Annotated in this window: 21 protein-coding genes; 6 read left to right on the plus strand and 15 right to left on the minus strand. The window is 68.3% G+C overall.

Going from position 1 to position 19,620, the window contains the following annotated elements; all coding sequences use genetic code 11:
• Positions 1 to 92: 92 nt before the first annotated feature.
• Positions 93 to 1,601 (minus strand): carboxylesterase/lipase family protein, encoded by a 1,509-nt coding sequence (locus NM962_19125; protein ID UVO11994.1) that lies wholly within the window; start codon positions 1,599 to 1,601, stop codon positions 93 to 95.
• 373 nt (positions 1,602 to 1,974) lie between these two features.
• Between NM962_19125 and NM962_19130 the strand changes: the two genes are divergently transcribed.
• Positions 1,975 to 2,682: a hypothetical protein gene (locus NM962_19130; GenBank protein ID UVO11995.1), complete on the plus strand. Its 708-nt coding sequence runs from the start codon at positions 1,975 to 1,977 to the stop codon at positions 2,680 to 2,682.
• A gap of 3 nt (positions 2,683 to 2,685) precedes the next feature.
• Here NM962_19130 and NM962_19135 read toward each other — a convergent pair whose 3' ends face one another.
• Entirely contained in the window at positions 2,686 to 3,024 is a 339-nt protein-coding gene (locus tag NM962_19135; protein UVO11996.1) for a hypothetical protein, read from the minus strand.
• A gap of 139 nt (positions 3,025 to 3,163) precedes the next feature.
• On the opposite strand from NM962_19135, the gene NM962_19140 reads away from it, so the two are divergent.
• Positions 3,164 to 3,499 (plus strand): RNA polymerase-binding protein RbpA, encoded by a 336-nt coding sequence (locus NM962_19140; protein UVO11997.1) that lies wholly within the window; start codon positions 3,164 to 3,166, stop codon positions 3,497 to 3,499.
• 51 nt (positions 3,500 to 3,550) lie between these two features.
• Here the strand turns inward: NM962_19140 and NM962_19145 are convergent, their stop codons facing one another.
• The 8 genes from NM962_19145 to NM962_19180 form a co-directional block, all read right to left on the minus strand.
• Entirely contained in the window at positions 3,551 to 4,303 is a 753-nt protein-coding gene (locus NM962_19145) for a polyprenol monophosphomannose synthase (GenBank protein UVO11998.1), read from the minus strand.
• A complete protein-coding gene (lnt, locus tag NM962_19150; GenBank protein UVO11999.1) occupies positions 4,296 to 6,077 on the minus strand; it encodes an apolipoprotein N-acyltransferase in 1,782 nt (593 codons plus the stop codon). The genes NM962_19145 and lnt overlap by 8 nt, the downstream gene beginning before the upstream one ends.
• On the minus strand, positions 6,070 to 7,602 hold the full coding sequence (locus tag NM962_19155; protein ID UVO14834.1) for an amidohydrolase family protein: 1,533 nt from the start codon (positions 7,600 to 7,602) through the stop codon (positions 6,070 to 6,072). The genes lnt and NM962_19155 overlap by 8 nt, the downstream gene beginning before the upstream one ends.
• A 115-nt stretch (positions 7,603 to 7,717) precedes the next feature.
• Entirely contained in the window at positions 7,718 to 8,206 is a 489-nt protein-coding gene (locus NM962_19160; GenBank protein UVO12000.1) for an FxsA family protein, read from the minus strand.
• Between the two features lie 132 nt (positions 8,207 to 8,338).
• Positions 8,339 to 9,037 carry an iron-sulfur cluster repair di-iron protein gene (gene ric / locus NM962_19165; protein UVO12001.1) on the minus strand — a complete coding sequence of 233 codons (699 nt, stop codon included), beginning with the start codon at positions 9,035 to 9,037 and terminating at the stop codon, positions 8,339 to 8,341.
• A 79-nt stretch (positions 9,038 to 9,116) separates the two neighbouring features.
• Positions 9,117 to 9,506: a PPOX class F420-dependent oxidoreductase gene (locus NM962_19170; protein ID UVO12002.1), complete on the minus strand. Its 390-nt coding sequence runs from the start codon at positions 9,504 to 9,506 to the stop codon at positions 9,117 to 9,119.
• 78 nt (positions 9,507 to 9,584) lie between these two features.
• On the minus strand, positions 9,585 to 9,902 hold the full coding sequence (locus NM962_19175; protein ID UVO12003.1) for a hypothetical protein: 318 nt from the start codon (positions 9,900 to 9,902) through the stop codon (positions 9,585 to 9,587).
• 146 nt (positions 9,903 to 10,048) lie between these two features.
• Entirely contained in the window at positions 10,049 to 10,798 is a 750-nt protein-coding gene (locus NM962_19180) for an SDR family NAD(P)-dependent oxidoreductase (GenBank protein UVO12004.1), read from the minus strand.
• A 35-nt stretch (positions 10,799 to 10,833) separates the two neighbouring features.
• Between NM962_19180 and NM962_19185 the strand changes: the two genes are divergently transcribed.
• Complete coding sequence (locus NM962_19185; protein UVO12005.1) at positions 10,834 to 11,247, plus strand: F420-dependent biliverdin reductase; 414 nt, start codon at positions 10,834 to 10,836, stop codon at positions 11,245 to 11,247.
• On the opposite strand, the gene NM962_19190 is transcribed toward NM962_19185, so the two are convergent.
• A complete protein-coding gene (locus NM962_19190; GenBank protein UVO12006.1) occupies positions 11,244 to 12,386 on the minus strand; it encodes a Xaa-Pro peptidase family protein in 1,143 nt (380 codons plus the stop codon). The genes NM962_19185 and NM962_19190 overlap by 4 nt on opposite strands.
• Before the next feature lie 83 nt (positions 12,387 to 12,469).
• Here NM962_19190 and NM962_19195 point away from each other — a divergent pair, with 83 nt between their 5' ends.
• Genes NM962_19195 through NM962_19205 form a run of 3 tightly spaced genes read left to right on the plus strand, consistent with a single transcriptional unit; the run spans position 12,470 to position 14,789 of the window.
• Positions 12,470 to 12,904 carry a MarR family transcriptional regulator gene (locus NM962_19195; GenBank protein ID UVO12007.1) on the plus strand — a complete coding sequence of 145 codons (435 nt, stop codon included), beginning with the start codon at positions 12,470 to 12,472 and terminating at the stop codon, positions 12,902 to 12,904.
• 19 nt (positions 12,905 to 12,923) lie between these two features.
• Positions 12,924 to 13,784 carry an LLM class F420-dependent oxidoreductase gene (locus NM962_19200; protein UVO12008.1) on the plus strand — a complete coding sequence of 287 codons (861 nt, stop codon included), beginning with the start codon at positions 12,924 to 12,926 and terminating at the stop codon, positions 13,782 to 13,784.
• Between the two features lie 51 nt (positions 13,785 to 13,835).
• Positions 13,836 to 14,789, plus strand: a complete 954-nt coding sequence (locus tag NM962_19205; protein ID UVO12009.1) for a 5'-3' exonuclease — start codon at positions 13,836 to 13,838, stop codon at positions 14,787 to 14,789.
• A 21-nt stretch (positions 14,790 to 14,810) separates the two neighbouring features.
• On the opposite strand, the gene NM962_19210 is transcribed toward NM962_19205, so the two are convergent.
• From NM962_19210 to tatA, 4 genes are all read right to left on the minus strand, one after another.
• On the minus strand, positions 14,811 to 15,527 hold the full coding sequence (locus NM962_19210) for a DUF4333 domain-containing protein (protein UVO12010.1): 717 nt from the start codon (positions 15,525 to 15,527) through the stop codon (positions 14,811 to 14,813).
• A 73-nt stretch (positions 15,528 to 15,600) separates the two neighbouring features.
• Positions 15,601 to 18,396 (minus strand): RNA helicase, encoded by a 2,796-nt coding sequence (locus tag NM962_19215; protein ID UVO12011.1) that lies wholly within the window; start codon positions 18,394 to 18,396, stop codon positions 15,601 to 15,603.
• On the minus strand, positions 18,389 to 19,297 hold the full coding sequence (gene tatC / locus NM962_19220; protein ID UVO12012.1) for a twin-arginine translocase subunit TatC: 909 nt from the start codon (positions 19,295 to 19,297) through the stop codon (positions 18,389 to 18,391). Before tatC ends, NM962_19215 begins: the two co-directional genes overlap by 8 nt.
• Positions 19,298 to 19,336: 39 nt before the next feature.
• The gene (gene tatA / locus NM962_19225; GenBank protein ID UVO12013.1) at positions 19,337 to 19,567 is read right to left on the minus strand and encodes a Sec-independent protein translocase subunit TatA; all 231 of its coding nucleotides are present in this window, start codon (positions 19,565 to 19,567) and stop codon (positions 19,337 to 19,339) included.
• Positions 19,568 to 19,620 lie beyond the last annotated feature (53 nt).

A 19,620-nucleotide genomic window follows, 5' to 3' on the forward strand; every position in this document is an offset into this window, starting at 1 on the left:
TTCCCCTCGCGAGCAGACGCAAAGTTGCCCCTTTTTGGCACTTTTAGGGCAACTTTGCGTCTGCTCGCGGGAGTTGGTGGGCGCTCGGAAGGCTAGTGGGCCAGCGAAAAGCCTTGCCAGGCCTTGCGTCGCTCGGGGGCCGGGTCGTATTCCAAGCGGGTCTTGCGGTCGAACACCATGACGGCACGCTCGTCGGCGGTGTAGGCCGGCCAGTTCTCGCCCGGCGCCCCCGCCCGGCTGAACGCTCCCCACCGGCGCTGCACCTGCTTGCTGACCTGCAACGCCGTCCGGCGGTCCGCGCCGGCGGTCAACAGCCGACCAAACCCGCCACTGCGGTACACATCGAACACGGCGAACAACTCGGTCGCGTGCGTGGCACCCATGCCCGACCAGCGCAGCATCCGCGGCGCGTAGTCGTAGCGGTAGACGTAGGTGGGCGCATGGGCCCCATGGGCATCGGCGATCTGCCACACCGCAGCATTGAAGGCGAAATCACCGCCGAGCCGGACGCAGGCCGCCCGCTTCGGGTAGTCCGGATAGGCGGCGATGATGCGGTCACGCACTCCCGCGTCGGTGCCGGCCAGTACCGCCTCGACCATCGGCTCGTCGACCGGCAACATCCGCAAGAACCGGGTGAACAGGCGCCCCTCATCGGCGTTGCTGCCCACGATCAGCGGAACACGGTGCGCGGAACCCTGCCGCATCGCCTCAACCGGATCCACCGGCAGCACATCGTCGCCGCAGACCGGGCCGATCGGGAACGCGCCCAGCATGTCCCGGTTGCCGTCGGCGATCAATCGGTCCTGGGCGGCCAGCAGCTCCGACGGCGTCACGCGCAGCAGTGTCTGGGCGCCGTCGGACGGCCGCACCCCGAGCAACGCAGCGAATCGCTCGGCGAATGCCGCGGCAATGTCGGTGTTGCGCACCAGCCCGGCGGCCGGGCTTTCGGCGATCGCACGGGTGAACAGGCCTTGCGCGGCGGGCACCGCCAACAGGGTGGCCACCGCGTGCGCGCCCGCGCTTTCCCCGAAGATGGTGACGTTGTCGGGGTCGCCACCGAACGTCGCGACGTTCTCCTGGACCCAGCGCAGGGCGAGCACCAGGTCGCGCAGGTACAGGTTGCTGTCCAGGGTGACGTCGGACGTCGACAGCGACGACAGGTCCAGACACCCCAGCGCACCCAGCCGGTAGTTGACCGAGACGTACACACAGCCGCGCCTGGCCAGCGCCGCGCCGTCATAGATGGGGGTGGCCGAGCTGCCCATGATGTAGCCGCCACCGTGGATGAACACCATGACCGGCAGCGGGCCCGCGTCGGTGTCCTCCGGGGCCACCACGTTGAGCGTCAGGCAGTCCTCGCTGGTCGGCTGAAACCGGCCGGGGCCCAGGACGGTGTAGAGCCGTTCCTGCGGCGCGCAATTGGTGAATCCGTGGCAATGGCGCACCCCCGACCACGATTCGGCCGGCTGGGGAGCCCGGAACCGCAGCGGACCCACCGGTGGTCGGGCAAAGGGGATGGATCGCCATCTGCGCACCCCGTCGCGGACGAATCCCTCCACAACGCCGGTGGCGATGCGGGCCTGCACAGGGTGGTTATGCATGAGGCGAACGGTAGCGAATCACCCGGTGGTTAGCGAACCTCGACGAAGGAGAGGTGAGGCTGGACCGCCGCTTGAGCCCGGTGGTTAGCGAACCTCGACGAAGGAGAGGGGAGGCTGGACCGCCGCTTGGGCCCGGTGGTTAGCGAACCTCGACGAAGGAGAGGTGAGGCTGGACCGCCGCTTGGGCCCGGTGGTTAGCGAACCTCGACGAAGGAGAGGTGAGGCTGGACCGCCGCTTGAGCCCGGTGGTTAGCGAACCTCGACGAAGGAGAGGTGAGGCTGGACCGCCGCTTGAGCCCGGTGGTTAGCGAACCTCGACGAAGGAGAGGTGAGGCTGGACCGCCGCTTGGGCACGGCCGGTTAGCCTAACGGCATGCGTCTCACCGGGCTGATCGCCGTATTGCTGTTGGTCGCGGGATGTTCTGGCGCCAAGGTCGAAGAGCCGACCCCGACTTCGGCTGGGACGTCTCCCGCCAGCACGGCACCGCCGTCGGCATCGGTGACGTCAACATCGGCGAAGCCGTCGGGGCCGCTGGCTCCCCCTGCTGCGGGCGCAGCGATCGCCGATGTCATCGCCTGGATAGAAGCCGGCCACCCCGTCGACGCCGCCGAGTACCACAAGGCCACCCGTGACGGCGAGGTCACCGATCTCATCGATGATGTCGCCTTCACGGTGGCGGCTGCGCCCCGCCGCGCCACCACCTGCATCAGCGATTCCGGTTCCCCCGACAGCGCCCTGGCCTGCGTGGTGGATCTGGCGAACCCGCCGGCGCAACCCGCCGACATCTACGGCGAGTGGAAGGGCGGCTGGGTCGACTTCGGCGGCAACACGCTGCGGGTGGGCTCCGCGCACGGCGATCCGGGCCGGTTTGTGCACGGTGATGGGGCGCAGCTGACGGACGGATCCGCCTTGTCGTTCGGCGACTACCGCTGCCGGGCGGATCAAGTGGGCCTGATCTGCGTGAACTACGCCCACCGGTCGGCGGTGCTGTTCAGTCCCGCGGGCATCGGAACCTTCGGCTGCCTGCACCCGGTGCCGCCTGCGGCCGACGCCGGCGAGCAGTTCAGCTGCGCCAGCTGAGCTTCAGCGCCAGCGGTCGGCCGAATCGACGGCCTGCAGCAGAATGTCGCACAGTTTCCGCAGCTCATCGTGGGGAGCTTCTTCGGACAGCGCGGTCGCGATGTCCTCGGCCGCGCATCGCACCTGATAGACCCGATCGGACAGGGCGTTGGCCTCGTCGGCGGAGAGCACCACGGAGTCGGGTGTCAGCCCGGTCGTCTTCCCGCTGCTGATCAGGGCGCGTTGCTCGTAGGCGCGCTGTCGGCAGGACTGCCGGCAGTACTGCCGGCGCCGGCCGATCCCGGCATCGCCCACGTCGCGGCCGCACCATCGGCAGGGCTGGGGGCGGGGACTGCGAGGCACGTCGCACACCTTAGTCCGAGGGCCGCGACGTTCCCGGTATCATGAGAGGTCGCGCCATCTGCGCCGGGAACTTCACAGGGTTCGCTCGCGTTGACACTCGCGAGGCATTTTTCACCAATAGGCATAAGGAGAGTGGGTCATGGCTGATCGTGTTCTGCGGGGCAGTCGGCTGGGAGCCGTGAGCTACGAGACCGACCGCAATCACGACCTGGCGCCGCGTCGCATGGCGCGCTACCGCACCGACAACGGTGAAGAGTTCGAGGTGCCCTTCGCCGACGACGCGGAGATCCCCGGTACCTGGATGTGCCGTAACGGCCAGGAAGGCACCCTGCTCGAGGGTGACCTGCCCGAGCCGAAGAAGGTCAAGCCGCCGCGCACCCACTGGGACATGCTGCTGGAGCGCCGCTCGGTCGAAGAGCTCGAGGAGCTGCTCAAGGAGCGCCTGGAGCTGATCAAGACGAAGCGGCGCGGCTAAAACGACGGGCTTGTCTTCACCGCGGCGTCTCACTAGGGACGCCGCGGTGTTTTAGCTGCGGGCTCCCCGCAGCCGGTTCACCCGGCCACCGATCCCCCACCGCGCGACCTTGACCATCGCTTCGCGGATGTTCGAGCCGCTCATCTTCGACACGCCAAGCTCACGTTCGGTGAACGTGATCGGCACCTCGGTGATGGTGAACCCGCTGTTGACGGCCCGCCAGGTGAGGTCGACCTGGAAGCAGTAGCCCTTCGAGTCGACCGCGTCCAAACCGATCTTCTCCAGCACGCCGCGACGGTAGGCCCGATAACCGGCGGTGATGTCGTGGATTCCGACGCCGAGCAGCAGACGCGCATAGGTGTTGGCGGTCTTGGACAGCACCAGCCGGCGCACCGGCCAGTTTCGCACTGTCCCGCCGTCGACGTAGCGCGAGCCGATTGCCAGGTCGGCGCCCGCGTCAATGGCGTCAAGCAACCGGTAGAGCTGCTCGGGCGCGTGGCTGCCGTCGGCATCCATCTCCACGATCACCTCGTAGTTGCGGTCCAGCCCCCAGGCGAAACCGGCCAGGTAGGCCGCGCCCAGTCCGGCCTTGGAGGTCCGATGCATCACGTGGATGCGCGCCGGGTCGGCGGCGGCCCGCTCGTCGGCCAGCAGCCCGGTACCGTCCGGGCTGCCGTCGTCGACGACGAGGACGTGCACGTCGGGTCGGGCCTGCTGTAGCCGGTCCAGGATGATCGGCAGGTTTTCCAACTCGTTGTAGGTGGGGATAACCACCAGCGTGTGCAGGCTGGGACGCTCACTCATCGGCGCCGTTCCTCCCGTTCTCCGCATCGGCGCCGGTGCGGCCCCGCTTGAAATGACGTCGCGTAATCCGACCGCGCATGAAGTTTCCATTTTGCCGTATGGCGGCCAGCAGGGACGCAACGGCCGCTCCGAGCAACACCCACTGCAGCACCGGCGCCCACCGCGTCGCCGGGGTCAGTGCGGTCTTGAGCCGTATATGGCTGTCGAGGTAGGCGGGCTCGAAGAAGGCGGTCCGGGCCAACTCACGGCCGTCGGGGGCGATCACCGCACTGATTCCGGTGGTTCCGGCGACGACGACGTAGCGATCGTGCTCGACAGCGCGCACTTTGGCAAACGCCAGCTGCTGGTCGCTCATCGTCTCGTCGAAGGTGGCGTTGTTGGTCGGCACTGCCAGCAGCTGGGCGCCCGCGAGCACCGACTGACGCGGCGCGCGATCGAAGATCACTTCCCAGCAGGTGGCCACCCCGACCGGGACGCCGGCGACATGCACCACCCCGTTGCCGTGCCCGGGAACGAAATACCCGGCCCGATCGGCATAGTCGGACAGGTGACGGAAGAACCCGCGCCACGGCAGGTACTCACCGAACGGCTGCACGATCCGCTTGTCGTGGCTCTCCCCCGGCCCGGTGCGCGGATCCCACACCAGCACCGAGTTCGACGCTACTGGATTGTCCCGGCTCCAGCCGGGCGCGGCACGTACCGTGCCAACCAGGATCGGGGCGTCGACTGCTTGGGCAGCGACGGTGATCTGCTGCGCGGCATCGATGTTCGTCAAAGGGTCGATGTCCGAGGCGTTCTCCGGCCAGATCACGAACAGTGGTTGCGGGACGCGCCCGGCCGCGACATCCTCGGCCAACCGCAGGGTTTCGCGGACGTGATAGTCCAGCACCTCCCGGCGCTGGGCGTTGAAGTCGAGCCCGAGCCGCGGCACGTTGCCCTGCACGGCGGCCACCGTGACCGACGGTTCGTCGCCGGCGCCCACACCGGAACGGCGCACCCCCGGCCACACCACGACGGCGGTCAACATCACCAGGCAGATACACAGCCCGGGAACCAGCACCGCCGGCGGGCGGTCGGTGGAGTCAGGCGCAGGCGGATTCCGCAGCCACCGCACGATCTCGATCGTCAGAGCGGTGCCGGCGCAACCGATCAGCGCCACTCCGGTCGACAACAGCGGAACGCCACCGAGCGCGACCAGGGGCAGCAACGGTCCCGCGGTCTGGCCGTATCCCAGCGCGCCCCAAGGGAACCCACCGAACGGGAACACCGACTTCGCCCATTCCTGGGCAGCCCACAGCAGCGCGAACCAGATCGGCCAGCCGGCCAGCGACCGCACTGCCACCGCCGCCGATCCGAACAGGGCGAGAAACAGCGCACACATCAGCGCCAGGATCAGCCAAGGCACCGCGCCGACCAGTCCGCCCACCCACGGCAGCAGCGGCAGGTAGAACGCCAGGCCGCACAGCAGGCCGTATCCGAAACCGCCGGCAACGGTGGTCTCGCGGCGAACGAGGACCCAGCTCAGCAGGCCGAAGGCCAAAATTGCAGCCCACCACCAGTTCAGCGGGGCGAAGCTGGAACGCAACAGCATGCCCGCAGCCACCGATGCGGCCAGCTGCGCCCAGCGATCCGCCGCGGCGATGCCCAACCGTTCTAGTCGGTTCGGCCCCGGCGCGTCGGCGTGGGTGAGAACGTCGCCGTCAGGTTCGGTGGACAGGTCACCCGCCCGCTCGGCGGAGGTTTCAGCTGCCGGGTCGTCGGTGGGCTCAACCATGCAGGACCACACCACGGTGCACAGTGCGACGGCATTGGGGGCTGGCGCCGGGCTCGAGCACCGGCAGCGCGGGCACCCGGGCGCGCGGATCGGTCGACCACCGCTGGACGGAATCGCGAGGCGCCTCAACGGCCAGTGCGGTGGTCTCCCAGATCGCGTAGGACGCGGGTGCACCGGCCACCAGAGTCCCGGTGAGGCCGTCGTTGACACCGGCGGCCCGCCAGCTACCGCGCGTCGACGCGGCGAAAGCCGCCCGCACCGAAACCGCACTGCCCGGGGTGCGGTGGTTCGCGGCGGCGCGCACGGCAGCCCACGGATCCAATGTGGTCACCGGGCTGTCAGAACCGAATGCGAGGGGCACGCCTTGGGATGCTAACAGCGCAAATGGGTTCAGCCCGGCGGCTCGCTCGGCGCCCAGACGCTGGGCGTACATGCCGTCCTGGCCGCCCCACAGTGCGTCGAAAGCCGGCTGCATGCTGGCGATCACACCCCACGAACCCAACTTGGCGGCCTGCTCGGCACTGACCATCTCCAGGTGCTCCAGCCGGTGCCCGCAACGGGCCACCGCGGGCACCCCGAATTTGTCCACCACCCGTTCCAGCGCCGCGACCACCGTGGCGACCGCGGCGTCGCCGATCACGTGGAACCCAGCGGTCACCTCCGCCTCGGTGCAGGCCCACAGATGGGCCGTGACCGCGTCGAGGTCCAGGTGGCACACGCCGGTACAGCCGGGGGCATCGGCGTAGTCCTGGTGGAGCCAGGCGGTGTGCGAGCCCAACGCCCCATCCACGAAAAGGTCACCCCCGAGCCCGCGCGCACCGGTCTGGACGATCAATTCGCGTGCCCGGGCGGCGCTGGTGACCGCTTCGCCCCAGTAGCCGACGACCTCGACGCCGTGGCCGGCTTCGCCCAGGGCCCGCAGTTCGCGCCAGTCGTCGAGACCACCGATGTCCGGCCCGGCACATTCATGCACCGCGACGATCCCGGCTGCCGCGACGGCATCCAGCGCAGCCACCCGGGCCTCGGCGCGCTGCGCGGCGGTGAGCAGGGTGCCGGCCATGGCACGGACCTGATGGTGGGCATCGCCGGACAGCGGGACGGCAGCGTTGATTCCGGCCGGTAATTCCGGCACCAGGTTGCGCAGCGCGGTGGAGGCCAACGCGGAGTGGACGTCGGCGCGAGACAGGTATGCGGGTCGATCCCCCACCACGGCATCGATGGCGGCCGTGTCTGGGGCACGGCCGTCGGGCCAGCCGGATTCGTCCCAGCCGTGGCCGCGGATCGGCTCACCGGGGTGGGTTGCGGCGTAGTCGGCGATCAATTGCAGGCAGTGTTGCGCCGAGGTCGCCGGCCGAAGGTCCAGGCCGATGCGGCACAGGCCGGTCTCGGTGACGTGGACGTGGCTGTCCACGAATGCCGGTGTCACCAGGGCGCCGTCGAGTTCGATCACCTCGGCCTGCGGGAACTGCTCGCGGCCGACGTCGTCGCTGCCCAGCCAGGCCACCACGCCATCCCGCACCGCCATCGCGGTGGCATCGGGATGACTCGGGCTGTGGATTCGCCCGCCGAGCAGCAAAGTGGCAGGCCTGCCGGTCACAACAGTCACGACGTAGAAAGTACGGGTTGGCGCAGGCAGCCGGTCAGGCGACCGGAAGGGCGCGCTGCCCCGTGTCGGTGACGTCGACGAATTCGGCGTCGATGTAGTCGGCGCGGCTTCGGGGCGGGCGCCGGGTGGTGTACCACTGCCGGCCGACCGTGGCCGCAGCCACCAGCGGGGTGTGCCTGCCCAGCGCGGTGGCCGCCACCGCTGCCAGTAGCGGGCGGGCGGCGGCGCGGGTCGGGGGCGCCAACAGCAGCAGACCCACCAGCGAGGTCACCGGCCCCGGAACGAGAACCAGCACGCTGCCGGCTGTGACCAACCCGCTGTCGGCGAGCACACCCGGATCGGTGGGCTTGCGCAGGCGGCGGATCTGGCGCCTGACCTGCCCGCTTGCCAGCACCAGTCCGGCCAGGAAGATGCCCAGCAGCAGCAACGTCGTCCAGCCGAAGCCGATCGCCCAGATCAACCCGGCAACCGCCGCCAGCTCCACTAGGGCGTAGAGACCGAAGATCCGCAGCACACCGCTCACCATGCCATCCCAACGTTCGGGCCGATGATGTGGTTCCAGGCCGGCACGGCTACACCGTGGCTGCGACCGCCGATGCCTGGGAGCGGGTGTTCGGCTTCTTCGGCGAGCACCTACGGCCCAAATCGTGACCGCTCAGGCTGGACCGCCGGCCGCCGCCAGCACCCGCGGGAACAGCACGTTGTTCTCCTTGTGTACGTGTAGGTGGACATCGGACTCTAGGTCCGCCAGACCGGCCAGCATCGCGGTGTAGCTGGCGCAGGCATCCACCGGGGCGGTGTAGCCGTTGGTGAGCTCACGCAGTTCGGCCAGCAGATGCCCGGCATTGTCATGCTCTTGCTGGTTCTCGGCCACTGCGGTGCCCACCTCGTCGGGCAGCGGTCGGCCCGATCCCCCAGCATGCAGGCTGATCTGAGGGAACAACAGGGTCTCTTCGGTGCGCAGGTGCGGTTCCATGCCGCTGCGGAGCTGATGGAAGACCTCGCGGACCCGCAGCAGCTCGCCATGGTTAGGACCGTGCACCCGCGCCACCTTGTCCACCAACTCTGCCAGCCGCGGGAACTCATCCCACAGGAACCGGTGATGGGTGCTGACGATGTGGGCGATCAGCGAGGCGTCGTCGTATTCCGCCCAGTCAGCCGGCCGGCCCGGTGACGTGGCGTTGAGCGCGGCCAACAGCTCGTCGGCGTCGACTCCGTCAGAGGCGCACGCCGCACCCAGAGTCCGCTGACCGTGGCAGCAGAAATCGATCCCGAACCGGCTGAGGATGCGGGTGGACGACGGGTCGGCGGTGACGATGTCACCGAGAATCTGATCGGAAGTGACGGTGGCCATGGTGGCTCCTAGAGGTCGGGGTTCCGACCCAACAATGCTCATTTCAATGAGCAAAGTCCATTATATGTGATGCAGTCGATCACTCGGCGCCGGGCGGGGTCAACGCGATCCCGACGTTGGTGCGCATGCCGCCCCGTAGTTTGCTGAAGAAGTTGAACACCGGCCCGATCAGCTTGTAGCGCTTGCCGATTGCCGCATAGACGGCGCCGTTGTCCGATTTGTCCAAGACTGTGGCAACGGCCTCGATGGCCTCGCCCTTGGGCCGTCCCCGCACATCGCAGACCGCCAAGGTCACCCGCGGGGTGTTGCGGATTCGCTTGACCTTCCAGGACGACTCCTGGGTGATCACCAGCAGTCGGTCACCATCGGCCGCGGCCCACACCGGGGTCGGCTTGGGCCGGCCATCCTTGGTGAACGTGGTCAGCAGCAAATAGTCGGACTTGGCGATCTGGGCGAAAGTTGGGGCCATGACCGCGAACCTACCCGCCCGGAGCCCCGCGTACCTGCTCAAAGTGCGGAGCGGGCGCCGCGGCGAACAGCCCAACCGCTACAGCGGTGGGCGGCTTGCGATGGGGTGCAAGTCGGCAAGCTTGGGTAGCTCGGACTTCGGCTGCTCTGCATCCACAAAGGCCGTCACGGCATCCCGGGTGATCAGTCCGTAACGGACCAACAGATCAACCGCGTTCAAGCCGAAGTGGGTGGCAACCCGGATCAGGTTGTCGGCAGTGATCAAACGCCCTTCGTGTGCAGCCTTGTAGTAGGCAGATTTCCGGTAGCCGAAGGCCTCGTATACCTCAGTTGCCGGAAGCGGCCTACCGACCAGGTAAGGCAGCACGACCGAGGGGTCCTTGTTCCGATCGTCCATGGTTTTACACTCTAGTCCTGTGAGGCGGGAAGAGGTTAGAAAACTTTACCGAAGTTCTTCGTCTATTCCCACAACGTAGGAATGTCGCGTTCCGTTGCATCGTACTAACCGGCCGGTCGCGGCCCTGCGCCGGGTTCCCGGTTTTGTTAACGCGGCATACGGCGCCACGCAGATTGCGGGAGGAGTCGCAGGGTAGCGAACAGCGGTCGCAGCGCCCACGGCACCCACACGGTCCGGCGGCGCTTGCGTAGTGCCCGGGCTGCCGCGAGCGCTACCTGCCGCGGGGTGCTCGCCAGTGGAGCGGGGTCCATGCCGGTGGTCATCCGGCCGACGACGAAACCCGGTCGCACGAGCAGCAACTGCACACCTGTGCCGTGGAGTGCGTCGGCGAGCCCGCTGGCGAAGCCGTCGAGGCCGGCCTTGGCCGAGCCGTAGACGTAGTTGGCCCGTCGGACCCGCACCCCCGCCACCGAGGAGAACACCACCATGCGGCCGCGCCCGGCGGTCCGCATGGCCGCGGCCAGGTGGGTGAGCAAACTGATCTGGGCGACGTAGTCGGTGTGCACGACGGCCACCGCGTGTGCCGCATCCGACTCCGCCCGGGTCTGATGGCCCAGCACGCCGAATGCCAACACGGCGGTACCGATCGGGCCGTGCTCGGCGATCAGTTCCGCCACCAAGGGGCCGTGGGCGTTCACGTCGTCGGCATCGAACTCTTTCGTGTGTACCGCGGCCGCGCCCGCGTTGCGCACCGCGGTGACTTCGGCGTCGAGCCGATCCGCCGAGCGTGCCGCCAGCACCACCGTCGCCCCCGGCGCGAGCTGCTGCGCCAACTCGATGCCGATCTCACTGCGTCCGCCGAAAATCACCACCGGCCCGTCAACCGTGTCGTTCACGGCTGAGATTATCGCCTGCGCTAGCGTGGGCGGTGATGGCGAACGCGACGACTCGACTGACCAGTGACGCGTTGGCGTTTCTTACCGAACGCCACCTGGCGATGCTGACCACCTTGCGCGCCGACAATTCGCCGCACGTGGTCGCGGTGGGCTTCACCTTTGATCCGAAAACCCACATCGCCCGGGTGATCACCACCGGCGGTTCGCAGAAGGCGGTCAACGCTGAACGGGCCGGGGTTGCCGTGCTGAGCCAAGTCGACGGGGCACGCTGGCTCTCGCTGGAAGGCAGCGCCACTGTCAACGACGCCCCCGCGGCGGTTCGTGACGCCGAGCTGCGGTACGCCCAGCGCTACCGCACCCCGCGGGTGAATCCACAGCGAGTGGTGATCGAAGTGCAGGTGGAGCGGGTGTTGGGTTCCGCCGACCTGCTCGACCGCGGCAACCGCTAGTCCGCCGACTCCGGCACCGGCACCACCACCAGGTCATGCGGCCGACTGTTCAGTGATTCCACGCCGTCAGCGGTGACGATCACGATGTCCTCGATGCGGGCGCCCCAATTGCCGGGAAAGTAGATGCCGGGTTCGACCGAGAACGCCATCCCGGCCCGGAGCGTCTCGTCATTGCCGGCAACGATGTAGGGCTCTTCGTGCACCGACAGGCCTATGCCGTGTCCGGTGCGGTGCACAAAGTATTCGGCCAGGCCGGCCTTCGCCAGCACGTCACGGGCCGCCGCGTCGACCTGCTGTGCCGTCACTCCCGGGCGAACGCTGGCGACCGCGGCCCGCTGCGCCTCCTGTAGCACCGAATAGTGTTGGGCTACCTCGGGATTCGGCTCGCCTAGGCTGTAGGTTCTGGTCGAGTCGGAATGGTATCCGGGCTCGACCGGCCCGCCGATGTCGACGACCACGATGTCACCGGCCTGCAGCACCCGTTCGGAGCATTCATGGTGCGGGTCGGCGCCGTGCGGGCCCGAACCCACGATGATGAAGGCAACCTCCGAATGGCCTTCGGCCACGATCGCTTCGGCGATGTCGGCGGCGACGTCGGCTTCGGTGCGGCCCGGCACCAAGAACTCCGGCACCCGGGCGTGCACCCGGTCGATCGCTGCGCCGGCCTTGCGCAGGGCATCGATCTCGCTGGGGTCCTTGATCATTCGCAGGTCACGAAGGACACCGGTCGCCAAGACAGGCGTGGTGCCGAGCACGTCCACCAGGGGCAACAGATGCAGTGCCGGCATCGCGTCGGTGACAGCGACCGCCGACGAAGCTGCACCGCCCAGCGCCTCGCCCACCATGCGATAGGGATCCTCGCCGTCAACCCAGTCCCGCACCGCCACACCCAGGTCGGCCACCGCGGATTCCCGCAGCGCCGCCAGCTCCAGTCGCGGCACCACCATGGTGGGCGAACCCGAGGCCGGCAGCACCAGGGCGGTGAGCCGCTCGAACGTCTGGGCCCGGGATCCGATCAGGTAGCGCAGGTCGTATCCGGGGGTGATCACCATGCCGGCCAGACCGGCGTTCGCGGTGGCGGCGGCCGCGGCGCTCAGGCGGTGGGCGTAGACGCTGCTGTCGAAGCGTTGGGCAGACATGTCCCCAGGCTAGTGCGCGCGGGTTCGCAGTGATCTCAGCCGGTAAATTAGACAGGTATAACTGTTCAGTTTAAACTGTTGATATGCCCGGGGTTGACGAATCGGCGGTACGCGCCGCCAGGGACCTGCGCGTGATGTTCAGCAGGCTGCGCAGGCGCCTGCGTGAGGTCGCCACAGCCGATGACCTCACACCGTCGCAGACCGCGGTGCTGTTGCGACTGGTCAAAGACGGGCCCGCGTCGATCAGCCAGCTGGCCGGAGCCGAACGGGTGCGGCCCCAGTCCATGGCCGCCACCGTGGCCGGACTCGACCGCCATGGCCTGATCGAACGCCGCCCCGATCCCCACGACGGCCGCCGGCAGCTCATCGCATTGACCGCCGTCGGCCGCCGTCGCGCCGAGAGCGACCGCAAGGTCCGCGACGAATGGCTGGTACGCGCGATGCAGGACCGCTACAGCGAAGGTGAGCGCCAGGTGATCAACGAAGCCCTGACCCTGCTCGACCGACTCAACGACTGACGACAAGCAAGGAGACATCATGAGACTCGGCGTCCACTTCATCGACTTCCTGCCCGGCGCGCCGGAGCGCCTCGGCCCGACGCTCGCGGCGACCGCCAAAGCCGCCGAACAGGTCGGTGCCGAAATGTTCACGCTGGCTGACCATTTCTTTCAGATGGAAGGCGTCGGCCGAGCCGAGGACCCGTTCCTGGAGGGCTACACCTCGCTGGGATATCTGGCCGGTCTCACCGAACGCATCACGCTGACCATGCTGGTCACCGGTGTCACCTACCGTTATCCCGGGGTACTGGCCAAAACGGTCGCCACTCTGGATGTCCTGGCCGGTGGCCGGACCATGCTCGGAATGGGCGCCGCCTGGTACGACCGCGAACATCACGCCCTGGGCATCCCCTACCCGCCGGTGCGCGACCGATTCGAGATGCTCGAAGAGACCCTGCAGATCTGTCAGCAGATGTGGGGCGCCGACGAGGGCCCGTACCAGGGCAGGCACTACCAGCTCGCCGAAACGATCTGCTCACCCCAGCCGATCTGCCGGCCCCCGGTACTCATTGGTGGTTCGGGTGAGAAGAAGACGCTGCGCCTGGTCGCCCAATACGCCGACGTCTGGAACACCACGGCCGCGATCGAGGAGTTGCCGCACAAACTCGAGGTGCTGCGTCGGCACTGTGACACGGTCAACCGCGACTTCGACGACATCCGTCTCACCGCGGGACTGTTCGCCGACCCCTTCGCCGACGTCGATGACTACCTGCGCACGCTGGACCGGTACGCCGAACTCGGCTTCGACCTGATCAACACCGGACCGATTCCCGGCAACCCCGACCCCGTCGGCTGGGTCAACCGGCTGGGCGACGAGGTACTGCCACGTTTAGCGGGATGACGGCGCCCCTCGCGCGGTGACGCGCCCCCGCGAGGCTTTAGCCTGAGGGCCATGCCCGCTCCCGTGCTGTTGCTCGACGGTGCCAGTATGTGGTTTCGCTCCTACTTCGGGGTGCCGTCCTCGATCACCGCACCCGACGGGCGGCCGGTGAACGCGGTGCGCGGCTTCTTCGACTCGGTGGCCACCCTGATCACCCGCCAGCGCCCAGGGCGGCTGGTGGTCTGCCTGGATCTGGATTGGCGGCCGCAGTGGCGAGTGGACCTGATTCCGTCCTACAAGGCTCACCGGGTGGCCGAAGAGGTCTCCGATGATTCCGATGTCGAAGAGGTGCCCGACGAGCTGAGCCCGCAGGTGGAGATGATCGCCGAGCTGCTCGATGCGTTCGGCATCACCACCGGTGGGGCGCCCGACTTCGAGGCCGACGATGTGCTGGGCACCTTGGCGGCCACCGAACGTCAGGATCCGGTGGTCGTCGTCAGCGGTGACCGCGATCTGTTGCAGGTGGTCACCGACCAGCCGGTGCCGGTATCGGTGCTCTACCTGGGCCAGGGTCTGGCCAAAGCGACGCTATACGGCCCGAACGAGGTGGCCGAACGCTACCGCCTGCCGCCGGAGCGGGCGGGGGCTGCCTACGCCGAGATGGCGCTGTTGCGCGGTGATCCCTCCGACGGGTTGCCCGGGGTGGCCGGTATCGGCGAGAAGACGGCGGCCGGCCTACTGACCCAGTTCGGCTCGCTGGCGGCAGTGCTGGCTGCCGCCGCTGACCCGGGATCGCCTATGGCCAAAGGGGTTCGGGCCAAACTGCAGGCCGGGCAGGACTACATCGAGGCGGCCGGTCCGGTGGTGCGCGTGGCCACTGACGCGCCGGTCACGTTGTCGACACCGTCGGACAGCCTGCCGCGGGTGGCCGCCGACCCGGCGCGGGTCGCCGAATTGGCGGAGCGCCTGGGCGTCGGATCCTCGATTGCCCGGCTCCAGCGGGCGCTTGACGCGCTGCCGGATTAGGCGGGCCCGGTTAGTGCGGGACTACTTGGGTCGGCCGACCTCGTAGGTGCCCGAGTTGTCCTGGAAGGTGACGGTCACCTGACGCTTGGTCCCGTCGATGCTCACCTCGCAGTTGAAGGTGTCGCCCTGCTTGACCACCGGGCTCTGCCCGTTGTTGCAACGGACGTCCTTGACGTTCTTGGCGCCGTAGCCGTTGGTCTGGTCGGCCAGGATCTGCTGCACACCTTCCTGGGCCTTGTCGATGTCGAGCTTGGTGGTCACAAAGAAACCGGGCTTCCAGAAGCCCAGCACCAGCAGCACCAGCACGGCGATGCCCACGCACCCGGCGATCACCGTGCTGACCATCCCGGACGGGCGCTTGGTCGCGGTGCCTGGCGCCGGGTACTGGCCCGGCTGCTGAGGGTACTGACCGTACTGGCCCGGCTGGCCATATTGCCCCGGCTGTCCGTACTGACCGGGTTGACCGTACGGCGACTGCTGACCGTACTGGCCCGGTTGGCCGTACGGCGACGGCTGACCGTACTGCTCGGGCTGGCCGTAGCCGGGATATTGCTGCGGCGCCGACGGGTACGCGCCCTGCTGCGGGTATTGGGGGTACTGCTGCGGCGTGTAGGCCGGCGGCTGCCACTGCTGCTCAGCACCGGTCGCGGGACCCTGTCCGGTGCCCTGGTCCTCGGGCTGACCGGGCTGCTGAGGCTGCCACGGCTGCGTCGGGTCGTATCCCTGCGGTCCGCTCATCGTTGTTCCTCAAGTCCTCTCACGTAGCGGGTGCTGATCACCGCCGGCTCTCCACCGTAGCGCCCGGACCAGCCTACCCGGCGTCAACGGCAACGACCCCGCGCAAAACCGTGTCGATCGCCTGTTTTGCTGTGGCCCGCAACTCCGCACTGGGTGCCGCATTCCGCAGCTGATCCAGCAGGTCGAGCACCTGCCGGCACCATCGCACGAAATCACCCGCCGACAACGGCGTTCCCCCGCCGGCGGCATCCGACGCGGCCAGCGCCGAGGCCAGATCGCCGCTACGGGCCCACCGGTAGACCGCGGCGACGAACCCGTCGTCGGGCTCCCGGGTCGGGTTGATGCCGTGCCGGCGCTCGTCGGACCGCAACGCGGCTGAGAGCTTGCGGGTCTGATGCAACGCGCGGCGCACCGCTTCGGTGGGCGCCTCCAGGGTCGGCGGTCCGCCGGGCCCGTCAGCGCCGCGGGTTTCGTAGAGCACCGCGGAGACCACCGCAGCCAGTTCCGGCGGCTTGAGGCCCTGCCAGGCCCCGGTACGCAGGCACTCAGCCACCAAAAGGTCGCTCTCGCTGTAGATCCGGGCCAACATCCGGCCGTCGTCGGTGACTTTCGGATCGCCGCCCTCGGCGCCTTCACCGATGAAGCCGCGTTCGGTCAGCAGCCCGACGATCCGGTCGAAGGTGCGCGCCAGCGAATTGGTTGCGGCCTCGACCTTCCTGCGCAGCTGCGCGTTGTCGGCTTCCACGCGTAGGTAGCGCTCGGCGACACGCACCTGGGCTTCGCGGTCCGGCGCGTCGTGCACGGGATGGTCGCGCATGCGCTGGCGCAGGGCCGCCAGCTCCGGATCCACCGGTGCGTCGTCGTCCGCGTCGCCGGGGCGTTTGCGCGAGCTGGGAACCACCAGGCCGGCGGCCGCGGATCGCAGTGCCGAGGCCAGGTCGCGGCGCACTCGCGGCTGGCGGTGTTCCACGCGCTTGGGCAGGCTCATGGTGCCGATCGGCGGGACGGCACCCGAATAGTCCGCCGAGGAGATCCGGCCGGCCCAGCGATGCTCGGTGAGCACCAGCGGCCGTGGTTCGTCGGAATCCCGGTCGGCCTGCAGCACCACCGCCAGTCCCCCGCGACGGCCGTGGCTGAGGTTGATGATGTCGCCGCGGCTCAGCGCTGCCAGGGCGTCACCGGCTGCCCGACGGCGCTGCAACCGCGAGGCCCGCGCGTGGGCGCGTTCGCGTTCGGAGATCTTCGCCCGCAGCCGGGCATAGTCGAGCACTGCCGAGTCGCGCCCGCCGAACTCGGCGGCGATCTCGTCCAGGGTGCGCTCGCCGCGCTCGGCGCTGCGCACCAGGCCGACGACCGACCGGTCGGCCTGGAACTGGGCGAATGACTGCTCCAGCAGCTGGTGGGCCTGCTCGGGACCCATGTGCTGAACCAGGTTGATCGTCATGTTGTACGACGGTGCGAACGAGCTGCGCAGCGGGAAGGTGCGGGTGGAGGCCAGCCCGGCTACCTGGTCGGGGTCGGCAGTGCTCTCCCCGGGGTGCCACAGCACCACCGCATGGCCTTCGACGTCGATGCCGCGCCGGCCGGCCCGGCCGGTCAGCTGGGTGTACTCCCCTGGCGTCAGCGCGGCGTGCTGCTCACCGTTGAACTTCACCAGCCGTTCGAGCACCACCGTGCGGGCCGGCATATTGATGCCCAGCGCCAGGGTTTCGGTGGCGAACACGGCTTTGACCAAGCCCGCGGCGAACAGCTCTTCGACGGTGTGACGAAACACCGGTAGCAGCCCGGCGTGGTGGCCGGCTAGGCCGCGCAGCAGTCCCTCACGCCATTCGTAGTAACCCAGCACGTCCAGGTCGTTGTCGGCCAGATCACCGCAGCGGTGGTCGATCACCTCGGCGATACGGGCCCGTTCGGACTCGGTGGTCAACCGCAGTGGCGAGCGCAGGCACTGCTTGACCGCGGCGTCGCAGCCGGCCCGGGAGAACACGAAGGTGATCACCGGCAGCAGACCCGCGGTGTTCAGGACCGCGATCACGTCCGGGCGCATCGGCGGCCGGAAGGTCGGCCGATCGGGGCGGCCCGAACCGCCGTGCCGTCGGCGGCCGGAGCTGCCCCAGTCGGTGAGCCGGTCAGCTTCGCGGCGATGGGCGATGTGGCGCAACAACTCGGGATCGACATGCGGCCGGCCTCCAGCGGCGCGACCATCGGAATCTGGCCGGGACCCGAAAAGATCGAAGAGCCGTTTGCCGACCATCATGTGCTGCCACAGCGGCACCGGGCGATGTTCGTCGACCACGACGGAGGTGTCGCCGCGCACTGTCTGAATCCAGCCGCCGAACTCCTCGGCGTTGCTGACCGTCGCCGAGAGGCTGACCAGCCGCACCTCCTCGGGCAGATGCAGGATGACCTCCTCCCACACCGCACCGCGCATCCGGTCTGCCAGGAAGTGCACCTCGTCCATGACTACATGGGAAAGCCCTTGCAGTGCAGGAGAATTCGCGTACAGCATGTTGCGCAACACCTCGGTAGTCATCACCACTACCGGCGCATTCGAGTTGATCGACAGGTCGCCGGTCAAAAGCCCGACCCGGTCCTTGCCGTAGCGGGCGACGAGATCGGTGTGCTTCTGGTTGCTCAGCGCCTTGATCGGCGTGGTGTAGAAGCACTTTCCACCGCCGGCCAGCGCCAGGTGGACCGCGAACTCGCCGACGACGGTCTTGCCGGCGCCGGTGGGCGCACACACCAGCACTCCCCGACCGTCCTGCAGAGCCTCGCAGGCCCGATGCTGAAAGCCGTCCAGTCCGAAGGGCAGTTCCGCGGTGAACCGACTCAGCTCGGTCTGTCCGGGGGTCTCCGGCGGACTACTCATGCGGCGTAGTGACCGGTGTGGGCGCTTCGATGGGCGAGGCTTGGTCGTCGGCGAGCGCGGTGGCTGCCTCCCGCTTGGCCTTGCGCTTGTCGTGCAGCCGGGCGATCTGGATGGCGAACTCCTGCAACAGGGTCAGCGTGCAGCCGAGCACGATCATCGAGAACGGATCCGAGCCCGGCGTGAAGAACGCGGCGAATACGAACATCGCGAAGATCAGCCCGCGCCGCCACTCCTTGAGCCGGGCGTAGCTGATAACGCCGACCATGTTGAGCATCACGATCAGCAGCGGGAACTCGAAGCTGATGCCGAACACCACCAGCAGATTCAGCAAGAACCCGAAATAGCGATCGCCCGACAGAGCGGTCACCTGGACGTCGCTGCCGACGGTCAGCAGAAATCCGAGCGCCTTGGCCAGCACCAGGTAGGCCAGGATGGCGCCGGTGACGAAGAGCACGGCCGCCGAGACGACGAACACCACCGCGAAGCGCCGCTCTTTGCGGTAGAGGCCGGGAGTGATGAACGCCCACAGTTGGTAGAACCAGACCGGGCAGGCCAGCACGATTCCGGCGGCCAAGCCCACCTTGAGCCGCAGCATGAATTGGTCGAACGGCGCGGTGGCAAGGAGCCGGCACTGCCCGTCGGGTGCGATCGACGCGCGCGAGGATGCCGGCAGCTCGCAGTACGGGTGACGCAGCCACTCGCCGAGGCTTTCCAGCCCGAAGAGCGGTTGGGTGTACCAGATGAAGCCGATGATCGTGGTGAGCACGATCGCGGCCATCGAGATCAGCAGCCGGGTACGAAGCTCCCGCAGGTGGTCGACGAGCGACATCGTCCCGTCGGGATTGGTGCGGCTACGCCGCTGACGGGGGTCGAGCCGCCGCAGAACTCCGAGCGTGCGCACAGTCGAATGGGGCGCGGTCGCCGCGACGGCGGGACCGGGTTACGCCGACTGGCCGCCGGCCGCCGGCGGATCGACCCGCTCGGACTGGACGGTGGTCGAGGTGGCAGTCGAATCCGGCTTGCTCTCGTTCTGCAGCTCGCGGACCTCGGACTTGAAGATGCGCAGCGACTTACCCAGCGAGCGTGCCGCATCGGGCAGTCGCTTGGCGCCGAACAGAATGATCACGGCGACGGCGAGGATCGCCAGGTGCGACGGTCCTAAAGCGTTCACTTTGGTTACCTCCAGACGTCGACACGATGCTACCGCAGCTCATTAACCCGGCG

Source organism: Mycobacterium sp. SVM_VP21, assembly GCA_024758765.1.
Taxonomy (GTDB): domain Bacteria; phylum Actinomycetota; class Actinomycetes; order Mycobacteriales; family Mycobacteriaceae; genus Mycobacterium; species Mycobacterium heraklionense_C.